20 protein-coding genes are annotated in these 19,503 nt (G+C 65.5%); 6 read left to right on the top strand and 14 right to left on the bottom strand.

Annotation, left to right across the window (positions count from 1 at the left end):
• Positions 1-34: 34 nt before the first annotated feature.
• Positions 35-316 carry a hypothetical protein gene (locus SH602x_RS00170; RefSeq protein WP_479474883.1) on the top strand — a complete coding sequence of 94 codons (282 nt, stop codon included), beginning with the start codon at positions 35-37 and terminating at the stop codon, positions 314-316.
• Positions 300-803, top strand: coding sequence for a DUF2243 domain-containing protein (locus tag SH602x_RS00165; protein WP_479474882.1), 504 nt, complete (start codon positions 300-302; stop codon positions 801-803). Before SH602x_RS00170 ends, SH602x_RS00165 begins: the two co-directional genes overlap by 17 nt.
• Before the next feature lie 50 nt (positions 804-853).
• On the opposite strand, the gene SH602x_RS00160 is transcribed toward SH602x_RS00165, so the two are convergent.
• Positions 854-1,612 (bottom strand): glucose 1-dehydrogenase, encoded by a 759-nt coding sequence (locus SH602x_RS00160; protein WP_479474881.1) that lies wholly within the window; start codon positions 1,610-1,612, stop codon positions 854-856.
• Positions 1,613-1,766: 154 nt separating this feature from the next.
• Here SH602x_RS00160 and SH602x_RS00155 point away from each other — a divergent pair, with 154 nt between their 5' ends.
• Positions 1,767-2,378: a GspE/PulE/PilB domain-containing protein gene (locus SH602x_RS00155; protein WP_479474880.1), complete on the top strand. Its 612-nt coding sequence runs from the start codon at positions 1,767-1,769 to the stop codon at positions 2,376-2,378.
• A 12-nt stretch (positions 2,379-2,390) separates the two neighbouring features.
• Here SH602x_RS00155 and SH602x_RS00150 read toward each other — a convergent pair whose 3' ends face one another.
• The 7 genes from SH602x_RS00150 to nth form a co-directional block, all read right to left on the bottom strand.
• Positions 2,391-2,789: a response regulator transcription factor gene (locus SH602x_RS00150; protein ID WP_479470456.1), complete on the bottom strand. Its 399-nt coding sequence runs from the start codon at positions 2,787-2,789 to the stop codon at positions 2,391-2,393.
• A gap of 113 nt (positions 2,790-2,902) precedes the next feature.
• The gene (locus SH602x_RS00145) at positions 2,903-3,895 is read right to left on the bottom strand and encodes an NHL repeat-containing protein (protein WP_479474879.1); all 993 of its coding nucleotides are present in this window, start codon (positions 3,893-3,895) and stop codon (positions 2,903-2,905) included.
• Between the two features lie 429 nt (positions 3,896-4,324).
• Complete coding sequence (locus SH602x_RS00140; RefSeq protein ID WP_479474878.1) at positions 4,325-4,639, bottom strand: helix-turn-helix domain-containing protein; 315 nt, start codon at positions 4,637-4,639, stop codon at positions 4,325-4,327.
• A gap of 79 nt (positions 4,640-4,718) precedes the next feature.
• Positions 4,719-5,984 carry a DUF2254 domain-containing protein gene (locus tag SH602x_RS00135; protein WP_479474877.1) on the bottom strand — a complete coding sequence of 422 codons (1,266 nt, stop codon included), beginning with the start codon at positions 5,982-5,984 and terminating at the stop codon, positions 4,719-4,721.
• An 89-nt stretch (positions 5,985-6,073) separates the two neighbouring features.
• A complete protein-coding gene (locus SH602x_RS00130; RefSeq protein ID WP_479474876.1) occupies positions 6,074-6,475 on the bottom strand; it encodes a hypothetical protein in 402 nt (133 codons plus the stop codon).
• Between the two features lie 26 nt (positions 6,476-6,501).
• Positions 6,502-7,083: a dCTP deaminase gene (dcd, locus tag SH602x_RS00125; protein ID WP_479474875.1), complete on the bottom strand. Its 582-nt coding sequence runs from the start codon at positions 7,081-7,083 to the stop codon at positions 6,502-6,504.
• Positions 7,080-7,895, bottom strand: a complete 816-nt coding sequence (gene nth, locus SH602x_RS00120) for an endonuclease III (protein WP_479474874.1) — start codon at positions 7,893-7,895, stop codon at positions 7,080-7,082. Before nth ends, dcd begins: the two co-directional genes overlap by 4 nt.
• Before the next feature lie 606 nt (positions 7,896-8,501).
• Between nth and SH602x_RS00115 the strand changes: the two genes are divergently transcribed.
• Positions 8,502-9,170, top strand: a complete 669-nt coding sequence (locus SH602x_RS00115; protein WP_479474873.1) for a metallophosphoesterase family protein — start codon at positions 8,502-8,504, stop codon at positions 9,168-9,170.
• A 12-nt stretch (positions 9,171-9,182) separates the two neighbouring features.
• Here SH602x_RS00115 and SH602x_RS00110 read toward each other — a convergent pair whose 3' ends face one another.
• Both SH602x_RS00110 and SH602x_RS00105 read right to left on the bottom strand, forming a co-directional pair.
• Positions 9,183-9,671: a GNAT family N-acetyltransferase gene (locus SH602x_RS00110; protein ID WP_479474872.1), complete on the bottom strand. Its 489-nt coding sequence runs from the start codon at positions 9,669-9,671 to the stop codon at positions 9,183-9,185.
• A 187-nt stretch (positions 9,672-9,858) separates the two neighbouring features.
• Entirely contained in the window at positions 9,859-11,886 is a 2,028-nt protein-coding gene (locus SH602x_RS00105) for an FAD-dependent oxidoreductase (RefSeq protein WP_479474871.1), read from the bottom strand.
• A 312-nt stretch (positions 11,887-12,198) separates the two neighbouring features.
• Between SH602x_RS00105 and SH602x_RS00100 the strand changes: the two genes are divergently transcribed.
• Together SH602x_RS00100 and SH602x_RS00095 are read left to right on the top strand one after the other, a co-directional pair.
• Positions 12,199-13,449, top strand: a complete 1,251-nt coding sequence (locus SH602x_RS00100) for a putative DNA modification/repair radical SAM protein (protein WP_479474870.1) — start codon at positions 12,199-12,201, stop codon at positions 13,447-13,449.
• Positions 13,450-13,592: 143 nt separating this feature from the next.
• Entirely contained in the window at positions 13,593-15,119 is a 1,527-nt protein-coding gene (locus tag SH602x_RS00095) for a UdgX family uracil-DNA binding protein (protein WP_479474869.1), read from the top strand.
• A 30-nt stretch (positions 15,120-15,149) separates the two neighbouring features.
• Here the strand turns inward: SH602x_RS00095 and SH602x_RS00090 are convergent, their stop codons facing one another.
• Genes SH602x_RS00090 through SH602x_RS00075 form a run of 4 tightly spaced genes read right to left on the bottom strand, consistent with a single transcriptional unit; the run spans position 15,150 to position 19,484 of the window.
• Entirely contained in the window at positions 15,150-15,482 is a 333-nt protein-coding gene (locus tag SH602x_RS00090) for a DUF5615 family PIN-like protein (protein WP_479474868.1), read from the bottom strand.
• On the bottom strand, positions 15,479-15,697 hold the full coding sequence (locus SH602x_RS00085; RefSeq protein WP_479474867.1) for a DUF433 domain-containing protein: 219 nt from the start codon (positions 15,695-15,697) through the stop codon (positions 15,479-15,481). The genes SH602x_RS00090 and SH602x_RS00085 overlap by 4 nt, the downstream gene beginning before the upstream one ends.
• Positions 15,698-15,732: 35 nt before the next feature.
• Positions 15,733-17,172 carry a sulfatase family protein gene (locus SH602x_RS00080; RefSeq protein WP_479474866.1) on the bottom strand — a complete coding sequence of 480 codons (1,440 nt, stop codon included), beginning with the start codon at positions 17,170-17,172 and terminating at the stop codon, positions 15,733-15,735.
• Complete coding sequence (locus SH602x_RS00075) at positions 17,169-19,484, bottom strand: sialidase family protein (RefSeq protein ID WP_479474865.1); 2,316 nt, start codon at positions 19,482-19,484, stop codon at positions 17,169-17,171. Before SH602x_RS00075 ends, SH602x_RS00080 begins: the two co-directional genes overlap by 4 nt.
• Between the last annotated feature and the right edge of the window lie 19 nt (positions 19,485-19,503).

The raw sequence follows: 19,503 nt of genomic DNA, 5'->3' as shown, positions 1-19,503 counted from the left end.
TCTCGCGCCCCGTCACGCCTTGAGGAGCAGGGCCATGCGCAGCTTTCCGAGCGCGACGTTCGTCGCAGGCGTCCTGCTGGCCGCGTCCGCGTCGACCGCGGAGGCGTGCCCCTACTGCGATTCGGATATCGGAAGGCAGGTCGCCGCCGGGATCTTCGACGCTTCGTTCTTCTGGAACGCGGCGCTCGTGGGTCTGCCGATCCCGATTCTGCTGGCGCTGGTTCTGCTCGTTCGCTTCGCGCCGCTGCCGGGGCTGAGCGCTTCGCCGAGGGTCATTCCTCAAGCAGTCGAGGTGACCGATGAACGACCGGCCTGATCGTCGCCCGCTCATTTCGGCAGGAACGCTGATGGGGATCGGGATGGGGGGCTTCGTCGACGGAATCCTGTTCCATCAACTGCTCCAGGCTCACAACATGCTCTCGGCGAAGTATCCGACCACGGGCCTTCCGGCCGAGCGGCTGGTCGTGAACCTGGAGATCAACATGTTCTGGGACGGCCTGTTCCACGCGTTCACCTGGACCATGACCGCGGTCGGCCTGGGCCTGCTGTGGCATGCCGTGCAGCGTCCGCAGGCGCCGCTTCGAACGCGGGACTTCGTCGGGTCGATCCTGCTGGGGTGGGGGCTCTTCAACCTGGTCGAAGGGGCGATCGACCATCACCTGCTGCATATTCATCACGTGGTCGAAACGCCGGGGCACCTGGTGTGGGATCTGGCGTTCCTGGGGTCAGGCGCTGCGCTCTTTCTGATCGGCTTCGCGATGATCGGATCCGGCCCGCGATCCAGAGCGAGCGCCGCCGCTTGAGGTCGGCTGACGACGGCGACGCCCGCTCTGGGCTGCGGTCGACATAAGCCCTAAGTCGCCAGCAATCCGGAATCGACCGGCAGGCTCATCCCCGTTACGAAGGACGCCGCGTCCGATGCGAGAAACAACACCGCGGCCGCGACTTCCTGCGGCTGTCCGAAACGACCGGCGGCATAGCCGGACTTGAGTTGAGCGACGACCGCCTCGGGCAAGCTGCCGAACGCGCGGTCGTACATCTCGGTCTCGATGATCGCCGGGGCGACCGCGTTCACGCGGATGTTTTCGACGCCGAGTTCCAGGGCGGCCGTTTTCGTCAGCCCTTCGACGGCGTGCTTGCTGGCGTTGTAGATGCCGAAGTTCTTGACGGCGACGTGGCCCAGCACGCTCGACGTGTTCACGATGGCGCCGCCGCCCGACTTGCGCATCGCGGCGATCTCGTACTTCATCGAGAATGCGACGCCGAGCACGTTGATGTCGAAGACGTACCGATAGTCTTCCTCCGTGAAGTCGGCCATCGCGGCGCCATGTTCGACGCCGGCGTTGTTGAAGGCGACGTCGAGGCGGCCGAACCTGGCGACGGTCTGCTCGACCAGGTTCTTGACGTCGGCCTCCTTGGCGACGTCGGCGCGAACGAACGCCGCATCGCCTCCTGCGGCGCGGATCTCCTCGACGACCTTCTCGCCTTCGGGCGCTCTTCTACCGGAGACGACGACCTTCGCGCCTTCTTTCGCGAAGGCGATGGCCGTCGCCTTGCCGATGCCGCTGGTGCCTCCCGTGACCAACACGACCTTGCCGGTGAATCGAGTCATTGCCGAGACCTTCCGAAACGACGGTGCAGAAAGACTTTACGAGAGGATTATCGATCGATCGAGCATTCGCGTGCGAAAAAGTCCGCGGCGCTAAGATTCGCGAAGGGGCGACGCGCCGCGGATAAGTTCGACCATCGCGGACAGGAGCGATTCGATGTCTTTACAGATGCCCCCCGCGGGCGGAGGTTACAACGGACCGCCGATGGAAGGCCAATGGATCGTGGTCCCTCGCGATCTGATCGCCAGAACGCGGGAGGGGCGCCCCTTCCCGCTTCCGCCGTACGCGAGTTGCGAACCCTGCGACTACGTCCCCGCCTCCGTCGCGCTGGAGAACTGCGCGTTCCCGCTCTCGATCGGCGCGGGATGCGTGACCATGCTCCTGGCCGAGGACGTCGACGAGGAGACGATCCGCCGAATCGAGTTCATTCTGAACCGCCGGCTGGAAATCGTTCTGGCTCCGCGCGACCGGGTCGATCGACTGACGCGAGTCGCATACGGCAGGAGAACGGGCGAGCGCGAAGTCAGCTCGTGCGGGCGGCGATTCCGCGCCCGATGCACGTTGCACTGGAACGATCTGCTGCCGACGACCGACGCGACCGTCCGCTTCTGCGTCGATTGCTCGCGACCCGTCTATTACTGCCGCGACGACGAGGAACTGCGTCTGCGATCCGCGGCAGGCCAGTGTGCTGCCGTCGACCTGCTGACGATCGAGGAGAGCGACGGCGGGGAGTTGATGGGACTGATCGCGTTCACCGACGAAGCGTGATCGGATTCGACGCTACGCCTCCGCGCCCGTCAGTCGAAAGACGGCGTCGATCAGGCGGTCCATGGCGAAGGGCTTGCGGATGTAGTCGTCGACGCCGAGTTCTTCGGCGTAGGCCTTGTGCCGGGAGCCCTCGTTGGCGGTGATCATGATCACCTTCACGGGGTTCGACAGATCCTTGCGCAGCGCTTCGAGGACGAGGAAGCCCGAGCGCTTCGGCATCATCATGTCGAGGATGACCAGGTCGGGGTTCGACTTCTCGGCCATCGCGAGGCCCATGTTGCCGTTCCGCGCGACCAGCACCTCGAAGCCCTTGGCCTCGAGCGTGATGCGGATCGAATCGATGATCTCGGGATCGTCGTCGACGATGAGGATCCGCTTGGCGGCCTTGGCGTCGTCGCGGGGCTCGTCCATGGAACGGTCGGGGAAGGCAGGCAGGGGGGCTTCCATGTTCGGCGCCGGATGGCCCCGATCGATCGATTCTAGCAGGCCAGGCGCCGCGACGGGAGCGCGCGGCTTCGCCATCTTCACGCAGGGACCACCGCCGTCGCCGGGATGCGCTGCACGCGATGGTTGTAGGTGTCCAGCACGTGCAGCCGCCCGAGGGAATCCTGGCAGAGCGCCCAGGGCTGATGGAGTTCGCCCGGCTGACGACCCGCGCGGCCCCACGTGCCGAGCGACTTTCCTTCGCGGGTCAGAATCTGGATGCGATGGTTGCCGTACTCTGCCAGCGCGACGTTCCCGTCCTGCAGGAAGATGATCCCGTACGGGTATCGCAGCTCGCCCGGCGCCGAGCCTTCGCTCCCCCAGCCGCCGACGAGGGCGGGCGGATCCTGCGTCACGTCGAAGATCTGCACCCGATGATTGCAGGCGTCGGCGACCCAGAGGCGATCGTCGTCGTCCATCAGCAGGCCCTGCGGACGGACGAACTGCCCCGGCTCGCGACCGTGACCGCCCCACAGGCGGACGAACTTGCCGGCGGGATCGAACTGCTGGATGCGATCGCGTTCGCCGTACTCGCCGATGAAGTAATTGCCCTGCGAGTCCTGGGCGACGTCGGTGAGGAATCCGAACTCGCCCGGTCCGGTGCCGGTCTGGCCGCCGATCGTCTTGTCTTCGAGCAGTTCGCCATGGGGCGTGTAGAACAGCACGCGGAAGTAGTGCGTATCGGCGACGTTGATTTCGCCCGCCTGGCTGATGGCCAGCCCGCACGGTTTCCCCTGGTAGATCTCGGGCGTGCGCCAGCTTCGCAGGAGTTCGCCCTCGGTCGTGAAGACCTGGATGCGGCCCGTCATGTCGATGACGTAGATCCGGTCGTCCGCGTCGATCGTCATCGCTCGGGGCTTCTGGAACTCCCCGTCGCCCATGCCGGGGCGGCCCCAGACGAACAGATCCTCCGTCGCCGTCGCGAGCGCCGGATCGCCCGCCGGCAGACAGCCGGACAGCACGAGCCCCGCCGACGCCAGCGATCCGGCGACGAACGTGCGGCGATTCAGGGCAGGGGAGAGGTCGCGCGTCATACGGCGGCGATGCGGGGGAGTCGTCCGAAGCGACTCATTCTATTCGCCCGCCGCCGCGAGGAATTGGTCCTTTCCCGCGAGAGCACGGGACTCTCCGTCGTGTGCCATGGCTGGCTTGACCAGCCATGCGCCCTTGGAAACGACGGACCAGGCTGACAAGCTCGGCACGACAGGTTGGAATTGCGAACGCGCAGGTAGAACGACTCGTGCGGGTTGTCGGAGAGTTCCGGGTGCCACTGGCTCCGCCAGTGCTGCATCTTAAAAAGTTGCCCCAACACGAGCGATCCGGCCTCCGGAAAAGCGCTGGCGGAGCCAGTGGCGCCCGGAGGAGAGGATGACACTCAAGGCTTGGCGACCACTCGAATAGGCGGCGCCTGCCCGCGTCCGCACGGCTGGGCAAGCCAGCCATGGCACACGGATAACGAGGAATCAGCTGCGGTTCCAGGCGAACCTATCCTCCGGCGTCCGATCGGTCGCCCGAAGCTTGGCCCTGGCGTTGCGGCAGTGGCGCTCGATCGTGCTGGGGCTGCGGCTGAGCAGGGCGGCGATTTCCTGCACGCTCAGGCCGGCGTCGATGCCGCGATAGACCTCCCGCTCTCGACGGGTCAGCGTCGACAGTCGGGCGTCCGAAGATCGGGAGTCCGACGGTCGCGAGCCCGCCGATCGCGAGATCTGGCGACGGATATCGAGTTCCGCCAGAACGACGGGGCGAAGGGCGGTAGAGCGGAGAGCGACGACGCGCATCGGGCGACGTTCCTCGAAAGGGCGTGACGACGCTCTCCGATACGGAACGGTCGCCAGGGCGGTTCGAAGAAAAAACGGCTTACCACCGATCGGCGACTTCCCGGGCCAGTCGCTCCCGATCTTCCGGAAAAGTCAGCGCCGTTTGACCGCGAGACGCCGCGGCGAAGGACGTCCTGCGAGCGGCCTCGGCGAACTCGGCATCCCCCAGCGACGCCAGCGCGCGCAGGGCCTTCTGCAGACGGATTCCGACCTCCAGCCGCGACGCGCCGTCGCGAGCGATCGGCAGAAAGGAGTCGTCGAACAGATCCTCCGGCGCCAGACGCCGCATGAAGACGCGGTCGTACTTCGCGTCCTCCGCCCCCTTCGTCTCCGATGCGAGCGACAGCAGCCGCATTCCTGCCTGCAGGGACTGGATCGCGGTGCCGGAATCGTTCACGGCCGGCGACAGGGCGCGAGCGCCGATCTCCGCAAGGACGATCAGGCCGAACCGCGGATCCTGTTCGTACGATCGCGAAGCGCCGATCTCGAAGGCGGACCGCAGGCTTTCCGCGAAGCCGTTCTCGCCTTCCGCATCCGAGCCTTCCGCGAGTTCGCTATTCGTCACGTAGGCGAGCGGACGCGACGGGTCGCAGAAGCCGCCGGGACGCTGGACGGCGTAGATCTGCGTATCGTGCTCTTCGGCCAGCGCCTGCAACGCGGCCACGTCGATGCGTCGGACGTACCCTATCCGCTCGACGCAGACCGGCGCGGCGGTCGCAGGGGGATCGTGATACTCGCGTGCGCCGAGGCAGGGCGAATCGCGATACTGCTCCATCGCGCGCTCGGCGACTTGCTCCACGCGGTCGATCGTATGGTCGATCCGACCCAGCGACCCGAGGTGATCGATCCAGCGGAGCAGCGTGAAGACGATATACAGAATCAGCCCCAGCGTCGCCAGGAAGAGGACGACGCGACCGCTCGATCCGTACAGCCCCGCCTGCAGCGAGATCAGCCCGACCAGGCTGAACAGGAACGCGCCCAGAAACGTCGAGAGCGCGTGCTGGGCGACCGTATCCTCGACCAGCAGCGACGCGGCTCGCGGCGTCGCGCCCTGGGACGCGGCCGTCCGCGCCTGCACGAGCGTGGTGAGCGAGAAGATCGTGATCGTGAGCATGCTCGACGCGATCACGGTCAGGATCTCTCCCACCGAGTCGGCGCCGAATTTCTCCGCGGTCTCCTCCGGAATCAGCGGGGCCAGCCAGACCGCCGCCAGAGCGGACGCCACGCCGATCAGGCAGAAGATCGACGCGCGAAACCAGAGCCGCTTGGGGAGACGTTCGACGAACCACCGGATGCGAGAAAGCATCGGCCTTTCCTTTCATCCGTAGCCCCGGCGTTCGGCCACACGCAGGAGGTCTGGGGAAATGCTGGGGAAATCTGCCCGTACTTGCGATGCTAAGGACGGGCGGGCGGGCTGGCTCCGAGATCGATCAGTACAGGCGGCGCGCTGCAAAGCACGCTTACGCACCACTCATCGACGACGAAGTACTCCTTGATGTTCGGATTGATCTCAAGGCTCGAAAAACGCGGGCGGATCGACTCCAGTTCGAGCCATCCGCCTGACTCTACCTCGTAGAGCCAACCGTTCGGTTCGGAATACTCGTTCCAAAACTCGCACAAATCGCGTTCGTCGAGCACGCGGAAGCCGGTGACGAGTTCGAACGTCAACCGGGCGTACGCGAATCCTTCGCCCTGCAGGTCGAGCACGAGGCGATCGCCGTCGAAGGCAAGGTTACGAATGACCTTCTGACGATAACGCAGCGATTCCGGAACGACTCGGCACTTGGGCGCGTTCATAGCGATGCCCTCGCTCCCGAGCGACTTCACTCCGCGCCTTCGACGCCCGCTTCCAGGTCGAGCTTCATCTGTCGACTGCTTTCTACCAGCGGGCCGACTTCCCGGTAGAGCAGACTGGGCTGAATGTCGCGATTGTTCTGATACTTGCCGGAGCGATACTCTTCGAACGGGCCGCAGACCTGGTGGTAGAAGATCTGGCAGATCTCCACGCCGGCGTAGATGCGGATCGGATGGATCGCGAACATCTCCAGCGTCCAGTAGCCCCGAAAGCCGACGTCGCCGAAGCCCGCGGTGACGTGCACGAACAGGCCCAGGCGCCCCACCGACGAACGCCCCTCGATCATCGGGACAAGGTTCAGCGTCTCGGTCCGCTCCGTCGTGCGGGCGAGGTAGAGCCGGTTCGGCGCCAGCGTGATCCCCTCGGGCGGGATCTGGATCCGGCGGAAGCGATTCGGCTTCGCCATATCGAGCACGACCTCCTCGTAAACGAGCAGCTCGTCGTGCAGCGTCAGGTTGTAGCTGTTCGGATTGAGCCGGCTCTCCTCGAACGGCTCGATGACGATGTCCTTGCCCAGACGCTCTTTGATCTCCTGACCGGAGAGGATCATGAACGGGTCTTTCTCTTGACCGCAGGAGTCTTCTTCGGAACGGCGGCGACGAGTTTCGCCGCGGCGAGCTTCTTCCTGACGAGCTTCGGAGAGACGGCGGCCTTCGCGGCTTTCTTCGGATTCGCCGCCGACCCTGCCGTTTTCGTCGCCTTGCCGGAAGGGGGCAAGTTTACCCCGATCTTCGGGCAGAGGGGAGAGAGCGGGCAACGCTCGCACTCGGGCCGCCGGGCTTTACAGATCGCCCGCCCGTGCAGAATCATCCGGTGGGAGAAATCGATCCATGCCTCCGCGGGCAGCAGCGCCATCAGGTCCCGCTCGACCTTCACCGGGTCGGTCTGTTTCGTCAGACCCAGCCGAACGCTGTTGCGCCCCACATGCGTATCGACGACCACGCCCGAGGGGATGCCGTAGCACGTTCCCAGGACCACGTTGGCCGTCTTGCGACCCACGCCGGGTAACTTGACTAGGTCGTCGAGGTTCTGCGGGATCTGGCCGTCGTGGTTCTCGACGACGCCCTGCGCCATGCCGATCAGGCTCTTGGCCTTCGCGCGGAAGAAGCCGGTCGACTTGATCAGCGTCTCGACCTCCTCCTGCTCGGCCTGGGCGAGTTCCGTCGGACCGGGGTACTTCTTGAACAGCGCGGGCGTCGTGAGGTTGACCCGCTCGTCGGTGCACTGCGCCGAAAGGATCGTCGCGGCGAGCAGTTCGTAACCGTTCTTATGCAGCAGCGCGCAGGTCGCTTCCGGATACTCCTGCTCGAGCGCGTCGTTCACTTCCCGCGCGTGGGTTTGCGCCTTGGTCAGTTTGGCCATCGTCGATTCAGTTCAACGGGGATGACGTTATCGTTTTCGACTGCTCTGCTTGGCGAAGATCGTGCAGACGACGAAGGTGATCTTACTCGGGATGCAGGAGCTGCGAACCTCGCGATTTACGCAGGCTCCACGTCCGCCCTTGAAAAGGAACTCGTGTGCCACGGCTGGCTTGTCCAGCCGTGCCGCCTCTCGGTTCGCTCGTCCCGTCGAGAGGATCGGACGCGACGGCGTTAGATCGTGAAACGTGCGAACCTGCCGGACGCCCAACCCTGCTTTCCGCACGGCTGGACAAGCCAGCCGTGGCACACGGAGCGTCCATTTCGCGATGCCGTACTCTCGAAGCAACGTCTGTTCGATCTCGGCGCCGCCGCGCCGAACGCAATCCGCAACACGCGCCGCGCAGGCGCCGCTTGCGCGACCGGCATTCTCGATCGACGTAGCGATCGATTAACATAGACAGGCTATCGACGAGGCGCGAAGCACAAGCGCAGAAACAAAAGCGCAAGCGCAGAAGCAAGGTGATGCGCGCGCCGCGCACGACGGACCGGAACGATCGTCTTCCTCTTCCCCGGACGATCGACCTGCAACTCGGACGGAGAGACCCCGATGGGGCGACTGCTCGCCACCGGCGACATTCATGGACATGCCGCGGCGCTGCACGCGATGGTCGAAGCGATCGCCCCCGAGCGCGACGACACCTGGATCTTCCTGGGCGACTACATCGATCGCGGACCGGAGAGCCGTCAGGTGATCGACGCGGTCATCGCCCTTCGCAAGAAGTGCAACGTCGTCACGATCCGCGGCAACCACGAGCAGATGCTGATCGAGGCCTACGACGACCTGCAGAAGGGGGACTCGTACCAGTACGACTTCTGGCTCGAAGTCGGCGGCCAGGAGACGGTCGACAGCTACGACGGCTCGCTGGACAACGTTTCGAAGGAGCACTGGAAATTCTACCGCGAGCTCCTGTGGTACCACGAGACGGACGATTTTCTCTTCGCCCACGCCAACTACGAATACGACCGCCCGCTCCACGAGATGGACGAGAGCATCCTGATCTGGGAGCACCTGCACGTCCGGAAGATCCCCCCGCCGCACGTCTCGGGCAAGACCGTCGTCGTGGGCCACACGCCGCAGGTCAACGGCTGCATCCTGCACGAGGGGCACCTGATCTGCATCGACACCTGCTGCTTCGGCGGCGGCTATCTCACCACGATGGACGTCCAGACCGAGCAGCTCTGGCAGGTCGATAGCGACGGGGTGATGGCGAAGTAGGAGAGGTCGCGGTCAGATCATTTCCGGCGTGTCCAGCCGTCGCTCCATGCGATAGTTGGTCAGGCTCTGGCCGCGGACTTCGACCGACTGCTCCGTGAGCACGACGAAGCCGTGCCGCTCGAAGAAGGGGCGGGCGGTGACGCTGACCTCGGCGAAGATGCGGGGGAGAGCCAGACGTTCGGCTTCGCCCGTCAGCGCCTGAAGCATCGCCCGCCCCACGCCCCGGCCCTGCATCTCGGCGTGGACGAAGAACCGGTCGAGGTGTCCGTCAGGTTCCAGATCCGCGAAGCCGACGATGCGACCTTCCGTCTCGGCGATGATCGCGAAGCGTCCGGCGAAGCTCCGCCACTTCGCCGGATCGATCTCGTCGGGCGCCCAGGCACGCACCTGCTCGGGCGTGTAATCCCGCACGTTGACGCGGCGGACCGTATCGCGAAACAGCTCGATCAGCGTCGGCAGATCGTCGTCGCGATTACGTCGCAGCGAGATCGGTTCAGGCATCGGGCGCTGCGGTCCTACCGGTCGGGATAGAGTCGAATGGCATCCGCTCCTTCGGGTGGCACTGGCTTTGCCAGTGGGACACCTGTTCCAAATCGACCATCGTTGTTGACCCTTTCGCAGATCGACACTGGCAGAGCCAGCGCCGCCCGAGAAGAGCCAGACAGGACGATTTTGCCTTGTCTGACCGCTACTTTGCCAGCAACTGCACCGCATCCACCACGACGAAGCCGTCCGTATCGCGATTCTCGATGACGATCGTCGTTTCGCCGGAAGGCAGGTCGAGCGTCGCGATCGTGCGGAAGCGATCGTTCGCGTCGAGCGGCAGCCGCTGATCGACCGACAGGGCCGTCTCTCGTTCGCCCGATCGCACCGTCACCGGCACGGCGCTCGCGCGGGTTTCATGCGGCGAGTAAGCCATGCGCAGATCGTACTTCCCGGCCTGCGGAATCTTTGCGACGAACGTCAGCTTCAGCGTTCCCTTCTCCGCTTCGCCGTCGTGGACGTACCCGACGCCGACGTAGGGGCGGAAGTTCGTGGAATGCTGCCAGGCTCCTTCTTTCGTCGCCGTCGCATCGTCGAGCACCATGCCCGGCAGCTTCGCGGGATCGATGCCCTGCGCCGCCGCAGCGACCTCGGGGATGGGAAGCAGGTCGAGCGCCTGCCCCTGCGCGACCAGCCGTTCCCGCAGCTCCGCGTACGGCAGATCCTGCACGGCGAGATCCGACTTCGCGGCCAGCGCGGCCGCGACGCCCGCGCTGTGGCCGATCGTCATCCAGGTCGGTTCCACGCGGATCGAAGACATCGCCACGTGCGTGCTGGAGACGCCGGACGGCACGAGCAGGTTCATGCACTCGTCGCGCCGCGGCACGATCGAACGGTAGGGAATCTGATGCGGCTGGCCGAAGCCGTTGGGCAGGCGATTCGGGAAGATCGTCCCTTCGTTGACGAAGCCCTTGCCGTCCTCCGTCGGCACGCGCTGCACGTCATGCGAATCGATCGGAAACGAACTGACGGCGATCGAATCGTCCTTGGTCGTCGCTTCCAGAACGTCGCTCTGCGTCAGGACGTACTCGCCCTGCAGGCGACGGCCTTCGCGGACGTAAAGCACGGGCGGGAAGTGATTCCACTTCGCGAACTCGTCCTTGGCGTAGCCCCACGACTGCATCTCTTTCCGCAGCTTCTCCGGAATCGCGGGATCGGTCGCCATGAACCAGAGCAGGCCCTGCGTGTACTCGCGATGCTCCTGCCGGATCCGTTCGCGTTCGTCGTAGCTTGCGTCGCACCACGCGGCGCTGGCGCCGACGAGGCCGATGGAGATCTGGCCGCCGATGCTGTTGTTGCCGTCGCTCTTGCCGCCCGGCAGTTCGTACAGATCGAACAGCAGCCGCTGCGGCGGATGGGCCGCGACGAAGCGCCGGACCAGTTCGTACCGGGCGGGGTCGTAGTTCGCTGGCGGTTCGATGGCGACGCGGTTCGCCGGATCCTTCGTCAGGCAGAGCCGATAGCTGTAGACCATGACGCCGTCGTCGCCAGCCGCCGATTCGCCGGCGCTTTCCCCCGTCATCAGCGGCAGCAGGTTTCCGCTCGCGTCGCGAACGTCGACGCCGAGGACGGGCTTCTTCGGGAACTGCTTCCCGGCCAGCGACTCGCCATGCTCGTCACGCCCCTCGCGACCGAGCCGGAACGAAACGCCGGCTGCCGGAAGCAGATCGCCCTCGTAGGTCGCGTCGACGAAGGTCTTCCCGCGGACGGTCCGGTTCTGCGTGGTCAGCGAAACGATGCGCCCGTCCTTCTGCTCGACGCCGGTCAAACGTTCGCCCGGATAGACGCGCACGCCGGCCTCTTTCAGCAGATCGTGAAAGACCTTCTCCGCGACATGCGGTTCGTAGGTCCACTTGGCCTGGTCCTTGACCTCGACGCGATAGGGGAGCGTGACGCCTCGCTCGCGATAGTCGGCTTCGATCCGCAGATGGATCTCTTCGAACAGGCCGCGGAGGGTCCGGCGGTCGGTCTGGTTCGAATCGCTGAACGAGAGGCCGCCGCTCATCATGCCGCCGACGATCTCCTGCGGCTCGAGCAGCGCGACCGACGCCCCTTCGCGAGCCGCTCCGACCGCCGCGGTCACGCCCGCCGGCGTCCCGCCGAAGACGACGACGTCGAAGGCTTCGTCTGCGCTTGCGAACGTCGCACCGATCGCGAACAAGATGACGGGCATCGCTGCGCGGCGAAGCATCGACGAAGTAAGGCGAGACGAGAACATGACGCGACCTGCCGAGGCGGGAGGGGAGAGGAGCCTTGCGTCCGCAATATAGTCGCGATCGATCGGCCTTTCGCGATCGAGCCCCGGAAAGCCGATGCCCTCGCGAGCGACGAAAAGCGTCGCTTGTCGAAGTCGGTCGGAGGGCGGACAATGCCACTGAACAAATGATTCGACAGCGGTGACGCCGGCCTGTTCGATTGCGGTTAGTCCTGATCGGTCGCGACCCGCCGTCTCTGCGGCGCCTTCACGTTCCTCTACCCCCCGATCATGGACGTTCGCCGCAAACTGGAGATCCTCGCGGACGCGGCGAAGTACGACGCGTCGTGCGCGAGCAGCGGCAGCCGCCGGCAGGGGGGCGGGAAAGGGATCGGCAGCACGACGCCGGTCGGCATCTGTCACAGCTACACGCCGGACGGTCGCTGCGTTTCGCTGCTCAAGATCCTGCTGACGAACGTCTGCATTTACGACTGCACGTTCTGCGTCAATCGCGTCAGCAGCGATACGCCCAGAGCCCGCTTCACGACCGACGAGGTCGTGAAGCTGACGATCGACTTCTACAAGCGGAACTATATCGAGGGGCTCTTCCTCAGCTCAGGCATCATCCAGAGTCCCGACTACACGATGCAGCAGCTCATCGACGTCGCGAAAAAGCTGCGAACGGAGCAGGACTACCGCGGCTACATCCACCTCAAGGCCATTCCGCTCGCGGATGAAAAGCTGCTGGCCGAGGCCGGTCTGTGGTGCGACCGGCTGAGCGCGAACATCGAACTGGCGACCGACGCCGACCTGAAGAAGCTCGCCCCGGAGAAACGTCGCGCGCATGTCGAGACGACGATGCGGCAGGTCGCGGCCAAGGTTCTGGAAAGCAAGACCGAGCGGAAGGTCACGCACCGCGCGCCTCGCTTCGCCCCGGCAGGGCAGAGCACGCAGATGATCGTCGGCGCGACGAGCGCGACCGACGCCGAAATGCTGGCGACGAGTTCGGAACTTTACAGCCGGCACGCGCTGAGGCGGGTCTATTACTCCGCCTTCAGTCCGATCCCTCACGGCGACGCGAGACTGCCCGCGAAGTCGCCGCCGCTGGTGCGCGAGCATCGCCTGTACCAGGCCGACTGGCTGATGCGGTTCTACGGCTTCGCGGCAGGGGAGATCGCGTCGCGCGAGGCGCCGAACCTGGATCTGGCCATCGACCCGAAGCTCGCCTGGGCGCTGCGGCATCGGGGGCTCTTCCCGATCGACGTCAACAAGGCGGAACGGGAGATGCTGCTGCGCGTACCGGGTCTCGGCGTGCGGTCGGTGCAGCGAATCCTCGAACTCCGGCGCCACCGTTCGATCCGCCAGGAAGACCTGGAGAAGCTCCGCGTCTCGTGGAAGAAGGTCTCGCCGTTCCTGATCGTCGCCGACGCGAATCCCGCGCTGGCGACGCTCGACCGGAACGATCTCCTTTCGCGGCTCGTCCCGCCGCCGAAGCAGCTTTCGTTGTTCGACGCGACGTCGGCGCTCACGGGAGAGTTGTAGGGCAGACACGGGCCGGCGGTCTCTCTTCGTAGGGTGGGTCATTGACCCACCGAACTGCGCAGTCTGCCTGACCACGCATGGATCGACCAAGGGAAAGGTGGGTCAATGACCCACCCTACGAACAGACGAAGCGCCGAAGGATCATGCGAACGCCTTCCATCCGCATCTTCGAAGAGTGGCGCGATCTGGCGCGAGGTCTGGCGGAGCGCGACGTTCCGCCGACGGAGGTGGAGTGGGTCGACGGGTGGTCCTCGCAACCGTCGCTGTTGTTCGACGCCGCCGCAGGGGAGGGCGCCCCAGCCGAAGGCGATCGGGCCGAGGCGTCAGCGTCCGACGAACTGACGAGGCTTCTATCGGTTCCCCCCGCGCGTCGCGAGAAGCTGGTCGTTCCGCCGCCGTTCCTGGCGCTTTGCCGGTACGTCGCGTGTCATCGGGAGGAAGGGCGCTGGGCCTTGCTCTATCGGATGCTGTTCCGCATCGCGAAGGGCGAACGGCATCTGCTGGAACTTCATTCCGACGACGACGTCCGCCGCGCGGTCATGATGGAGAAGGCCGTCCGCCGCGACGCGCACAAGATGGAGGCCTTCGTCCGCTTCGTCGAAATTCCGGGCGATCGAGTCGCACCAGAGCAGACCGACCCGGCACGCCGCGTGCAGCATGATTCGACCGAGACAGAACCGCGGTACGTCGCCTGGCATCGGCCCGATCATCGACCGCTGCAACTCACGGCGCCTTTCTTCGCGGAGCGTTTCTCGTCCATGCGGTGGACCGTCCTGACGCCGGACCAATCGGCGACGTGGGACGGCGAGCGGATCGTCTTCAGCGAGGGCGTGCCGAAGGATCAGGCGCCGGCAGACGACGAGTTGACCGACCTCTGGCTCACGTATTACGGATCGATCTTCAACCCCGCGCGGATCAAGCTTTCGGCGATGCGGAAGGAGATGCCGCTGCGGCATTGGCCGACGCTGCCCGAGACGCGGATCCTGCCCGAGCTTCTGGCCGCGGCGCCCGCCCGCGTGGAGGCGATGATGAGCAAACTGAAAGGCTGGCCGACGACTGCCGCGGACTTCCTTCCGCCGACGATCACGCTCCCTTCCCTACAGAAGGCGTCGAAGGGATGCCAGGGGTGTCCTCTATTCGAGCCGGCGACGCAGACGGTCTTCGGCGAGGGACCGGAAGACGCGCGGATCGTGCTGGTGGGCGAGCAGCCGGGCGACGAGGAGGATCAGCAGGGGCGTCCCTTCGTCGGACCCGCCGGCCGGCTGCTGAACGAAGCGCTGGAGGAGGCGGGGGTCGATCGCGATCGGATCTATATCACCAACGCGGTCAAGCACTTCAAGTTCCTGCTGCGCGGCAAGCGTCGCATGCACCAGAACCCGAACCGCTCCGAAGTCGTCGCCTGTCGCGCCTGGCTGGAGAAGGAGATCGAGGTCGTGCAGCCCGACGTGCTCGTCTGCCTGGGCGCGACCGCGGCAAGCTCCGTCCTCGGCCCCGCCTTCCGCGTCACCAAGAGCCGAGGGCAGCTCTTCGAAAGCGAGCTCTGCCCCCAGACCGTCGCGAGCTGGCACCCCTCCGCCATTCTCCGGATGCCCGACCGCGAAACCGCGGCGACGAGGCGCGAGGAACTGGCCGCTGATCTGCGCTACGCGGCGAGTTTGGTCGCGGGGTAGGGGGGGCCCGTTACGGCGACTGCGATAGAACTATGAAAGAACCAGCAGGCTGGCTGAGGCGTCCTGGACGAACTCTCGAATCGCGGAGAGCTGCGAGCGGATAAGCTCGGTCGCGACGGACGTCGAGCAGTTGCCGATGCGAAGCCAGATCACCTTGGGCGGGTGTCCGTACAGCAGAGCTCGCTGCTGAAAGTCGGCGTCCTTCGACACGAGCACGAAATCGTTACGCCGGGCGTAGTCCCAAACGTCTTGATCGCTCGCGTTCGTCAGACCGACGTTCCGGACGTGCTTCGTTCCTGGAAACTCCGCCTGAAGCCGCTCCGAAATGCGCGACGGAAGGTTCTGGTCGAAGAGAAGCTTCATCTCGCCGACACGACCCAGAGCCGCCGCTCGCGATCGGCTGCGAAGGCCAGGCAGGCCTGAATGTCTTCAAGCGTCAAATCGGGGAAGTCGGCGATGATTTCGTCAGGCGTCATCCCGCCAGCCAAGTACTCGAGCACGTCGCGGACGGTCATGCGAAGCCCCCGGACGCAGGGCTGACCGCTGCGCTTGCCAGGTTCGATCGTGATGATTCGCATGTAATCCATATCCGAAGCCTACTCCGCTGGCGAATTCACGGCAACCGAATCGGTTCCCCGAACACCGTTCCTTCGTCGCCCTGCTCCTGCATCCACACGTCAAGCGCCGCACGTAGCGACGCGAGGCGTTCGGCTTGTTCCGGATCATCGGCCAGGTTCTGCGTGTCGTCCGGATCGGCTTCGAGATCGTAAAGCTCCTCGGCTGGACGCTCCCGATAGCGGGCGACCGTCGCGGCGGCATGGGCGTCGCCGGACTTGGCTTTGCGTTCCCAGGAGCGGAAGTAGCCGACCTCGTCTTCGATCTTCGCCCGGTCGACGTGCGTGGTGTGCTGAAACTCCGGATGCAGGTTCCGGACGTACTTCCAGCGCTCCGTGCGGACGCTGCGGATCGGGTAGACGTTCATGTTCTGATCGCCCGAGTGCGTGGCGAAGATCCGCTCCCGGTGGGTCTGCGTCTCGCCCTTGAGTACGGCCAGAAACGATCGTCCGTCGATCTGATCCGCGGCAGGGCCGGTCTTCGGCGCTTCGCCGCCCGCGGCCTCGACGAGCGTCGGCAGGATGTCGATCCAACTGACCATGGCGTCCGTTCGTCGGCCCGGCTCGATCGCGCCGGGCCAGACGGCGACCATGGGAACGTTCAGGCCGGCCTCGTAGCAGTTCCATTTCGCGAACGGCCACTGGGCGCCGTGGTCGCTGGAATAGAGGAACAGCGTGTTCGGCCCCAGGTGGGTCGTCGCGGCGTCGTAGATGCGGCCCAGGTCGACGTCGGCCAGTTCCACCGCCTGCAGGTACCGGGCGCGGAAGGCCCGCGTCTTCGGCGTATCGACGTGCGTCGGCGGTACGGCAAGCTCGCCTGGCTTATAAGATCCATCGGCTGCCGGCCAGGGCCGGTGAGGCCAGTTCGTCCCCACGAACAGGCAGAGAGGCTTCGCGTCGTCCGGCTTCCGCCCCGCGAGAAACTCGACCGCGGCGTCGATCCCGCGGTAGTCGTGGAAGCCCTCGAACTCCGCCCGATCGAAGCCGTAATGCTTCGCGTGCTGGTAGTGGGCGACCTTGCCGAAGGCGACCGTCTGGTAGCCCAGCTTCTCCAGCAGATCGGGCAGCTTCGCCAGTTCGGACCTGGCCTTGGAATGATTGGCCTCCGCGCCGTTGCGCGCCGGCATGAGTCCTGTCAGCAGCGCCGCGCGACTCGGCGCACAACTGGGCGACGCGACGAACGCCCGGTCGAACGTCAGCCCCGCCTGCGCGATTCGATCGACGTTCGGCGTGCGAACCTCGTTCGAGCCGTAGACCGTCGAATCGAGCAGGCTCAAATCGTCGGCGAGGAAGACGACGATGTTCGGCCGCGCGGGCGCCTGACCGTTCGCGACATGATTGCCGAGCGCAACCACGATCAGACAGGAAGCGACAACGAATCGGGGGAAGAGCTTCATCACGGCGATCGGTTCGAGAATCTTGAGAGAGGTTCGCTTCACGGCAGCGGCGGCAGCCTGGCGCTGTAATGCACGGCCCGGTGGCGGTTGTCGTCGAAGGCGAAGTGCAGCCACTCTTTGTCGGCGCTCACGAAGCCGTCGGGATAGTTGATGCGGCCCTGGGGTCCGTCGCACGACTCGGCATGCAGCACGCGCTGGTAGGGCCAACTCTTCATGCCGTCGAAGCTGATCCAGAGCGACAGCGGACTGCGATGCTTCGAATTCGGATTGTGCAGCAGGGCGACGGCATCGCCTCCCAGCGGGTAGAGCGTCGCCTTGCTGCCCGGGTTGGGAATCGAGGTGACCGACGCGAACTCGGGCCAGGTCTTCCCCCCGTCGCGGGACTCGGCGACGTAGAGCAGGCCCCCCAGCCCGTCGGCCCGAATCAGCATCACGATGCTGCCGTCCTCGCGCTCGAACAGCGCGTTCTCCGCCCAGCCGAAGTAGCGGTCGTTCGGCGTCAGCCGGATATCGCCATGCTCGGTCCAGGTCTCGCCGCCGTCCGAGCTGATCAGCACGCCGTTCCTCGGATTGGTGAACGCTCGGTCGAGCGGCGGACGATCCTGTTCGTCGTCGGGACCGACGTAGTGCTGAAACGGAAGCAGGATCCGTCCATCGCGGGCGACGAGTTGGCCGCGGATGAAGGTGCGCTCCTTCAGTCTGCCGGGAACTTCGCGAGGCTGGCTCCACGTTTCGAACGAATCGTCGCTGGTGAGGTACCAGCTGCGCCAGTCGTTCGCCCAATGCTTCGAGTGCGTAGAAAAGAACAGCGTCGACCGCTGTCCGAGGGTCATCAGCTCGGTCGGACCCTGTCCGATGGTCGTCCCTTCGCGGGGGAAGCCGACGTCGAACGGTTCGAGCGGCGTCCAGGTTTTCCCTTCGTCGCGACTGCGCGTGACGCCGGTGTAGTTCAGCGGCGAGGGTTCCGTATCGCCGCCCGCGAGCAGGAACAGGATCCACGATCCGTCGGGCAACTTCCGCAGGGTCGTATCGCAGACCATGCTGTTCGGCTTGACGCCGTCGTAGGGGATGCTGCTGCGATCCTGCTTGGCGTCGATCGCGGCCTGGGTCGTCCACTTCGGATCGGGACGGATCGCTCCGGGCAGATGCGGCGCGTGGGCCTTGTTGATCAGGATGCGCGGCTTCGCCCCTGGCGTGACGAACTTCCGGGCGAGCACGTCCTCCTCGCGAAACTTCGCCAGCAGGATCTCCGCGTCGGTGTGCCGGTTCCAGTCGTACGACAGATAGATCATGCCGTCTGGCGCCTGCACGCCGTCGGGATACGACACGGCCGCGCGATCGTCGAGGAGCAGTCCGTCGCTCCAGGTGGCGCCGTCGTCGTCGGACAGGAACGCGGTCATGCTCGACCGCCGGGGGAGTCGCACGTCGATCGGGCCGTTCTTCACCAGCAGCAGCTTGCCCGACGCCAGGCGACGGATGAAGAATCGCGCGCTGCAGTTCGAGATCTTCGACGGCTGCGGCTCGCTCCAGGTGACGCCCCGATCGGTGGAAAACGATTCGCTGATACCCCGCGTCGTCCTCGCGAGCATCCACAGGCTGCCGTCCTGGCGTTCGACGATCATATGCTCGTCGAAGTCGGTCTGCGGAAAGGCGACGCCGCCGCGGCGGGTCCACGTTTCGCCCTCGTCGGTCGAGGCGAACACGTTCGCCATGCGAATCGAGTCGAGATCCTGGTGCGCTTCCTTCAGCGACGCCGGGCCGATGCGATCGCGTGTCCAGAGCGCCACCGGCAAGAGCCAGTCGCCGTTCGACAGCACGGTCGGCTTGTTCAGCGTGCAACCGTCGGCGAAACGGACGGGCGCCGTCCAAGTCGGTTCGTCGGCGTCGGGATCGTCGCAGCGGATATGCCAGTCGCCGCCGCGACCGTCGAAGTAGCCGAGGCTCTGATCGAAGAAGAGCCAGAGCCTTCCCTTCGGATCGGTCCAGAGGTTGCCGACGAGCGCGCGACGCTGCGGAGCGCCGGGCGGATCGGTCGGATCGGTCGGATCGATGACCAGCCGGGGCTTCGACCAGGTCGCTCCGTCGTCGTCGCTCGACGCCAGCAGGAAGAACCCGTTGGGGCTGTCGCCGTTGCCGACCCAGCAGGCCCACAGTCGCCCCTGCGGCGTCCGCTCGATGCCGATGATCATGTTGCCGACGCGGACCTCGTCGGCGTACTCCGGCCCGGGCGACGTATCGACGACCGGCGGTTCGAGCGACAGATCCAGGTCGAACGCCGGCTCTTCGGCTCGGGCCGTCGCTGCGGTCGTGATCAGAAGCAGCGTCGCGACGAGCGCGGTGCGAGACAGGGCCATGGCGGGAATCACAAGAGAG

Source organism: Lignipirellula cremea (genome assembly GCF_056501455.1).
Note: the sequence above shows the minus strand (reverse complement) of the source record. Positions and strands in the feature narration are given on the sequence as shown.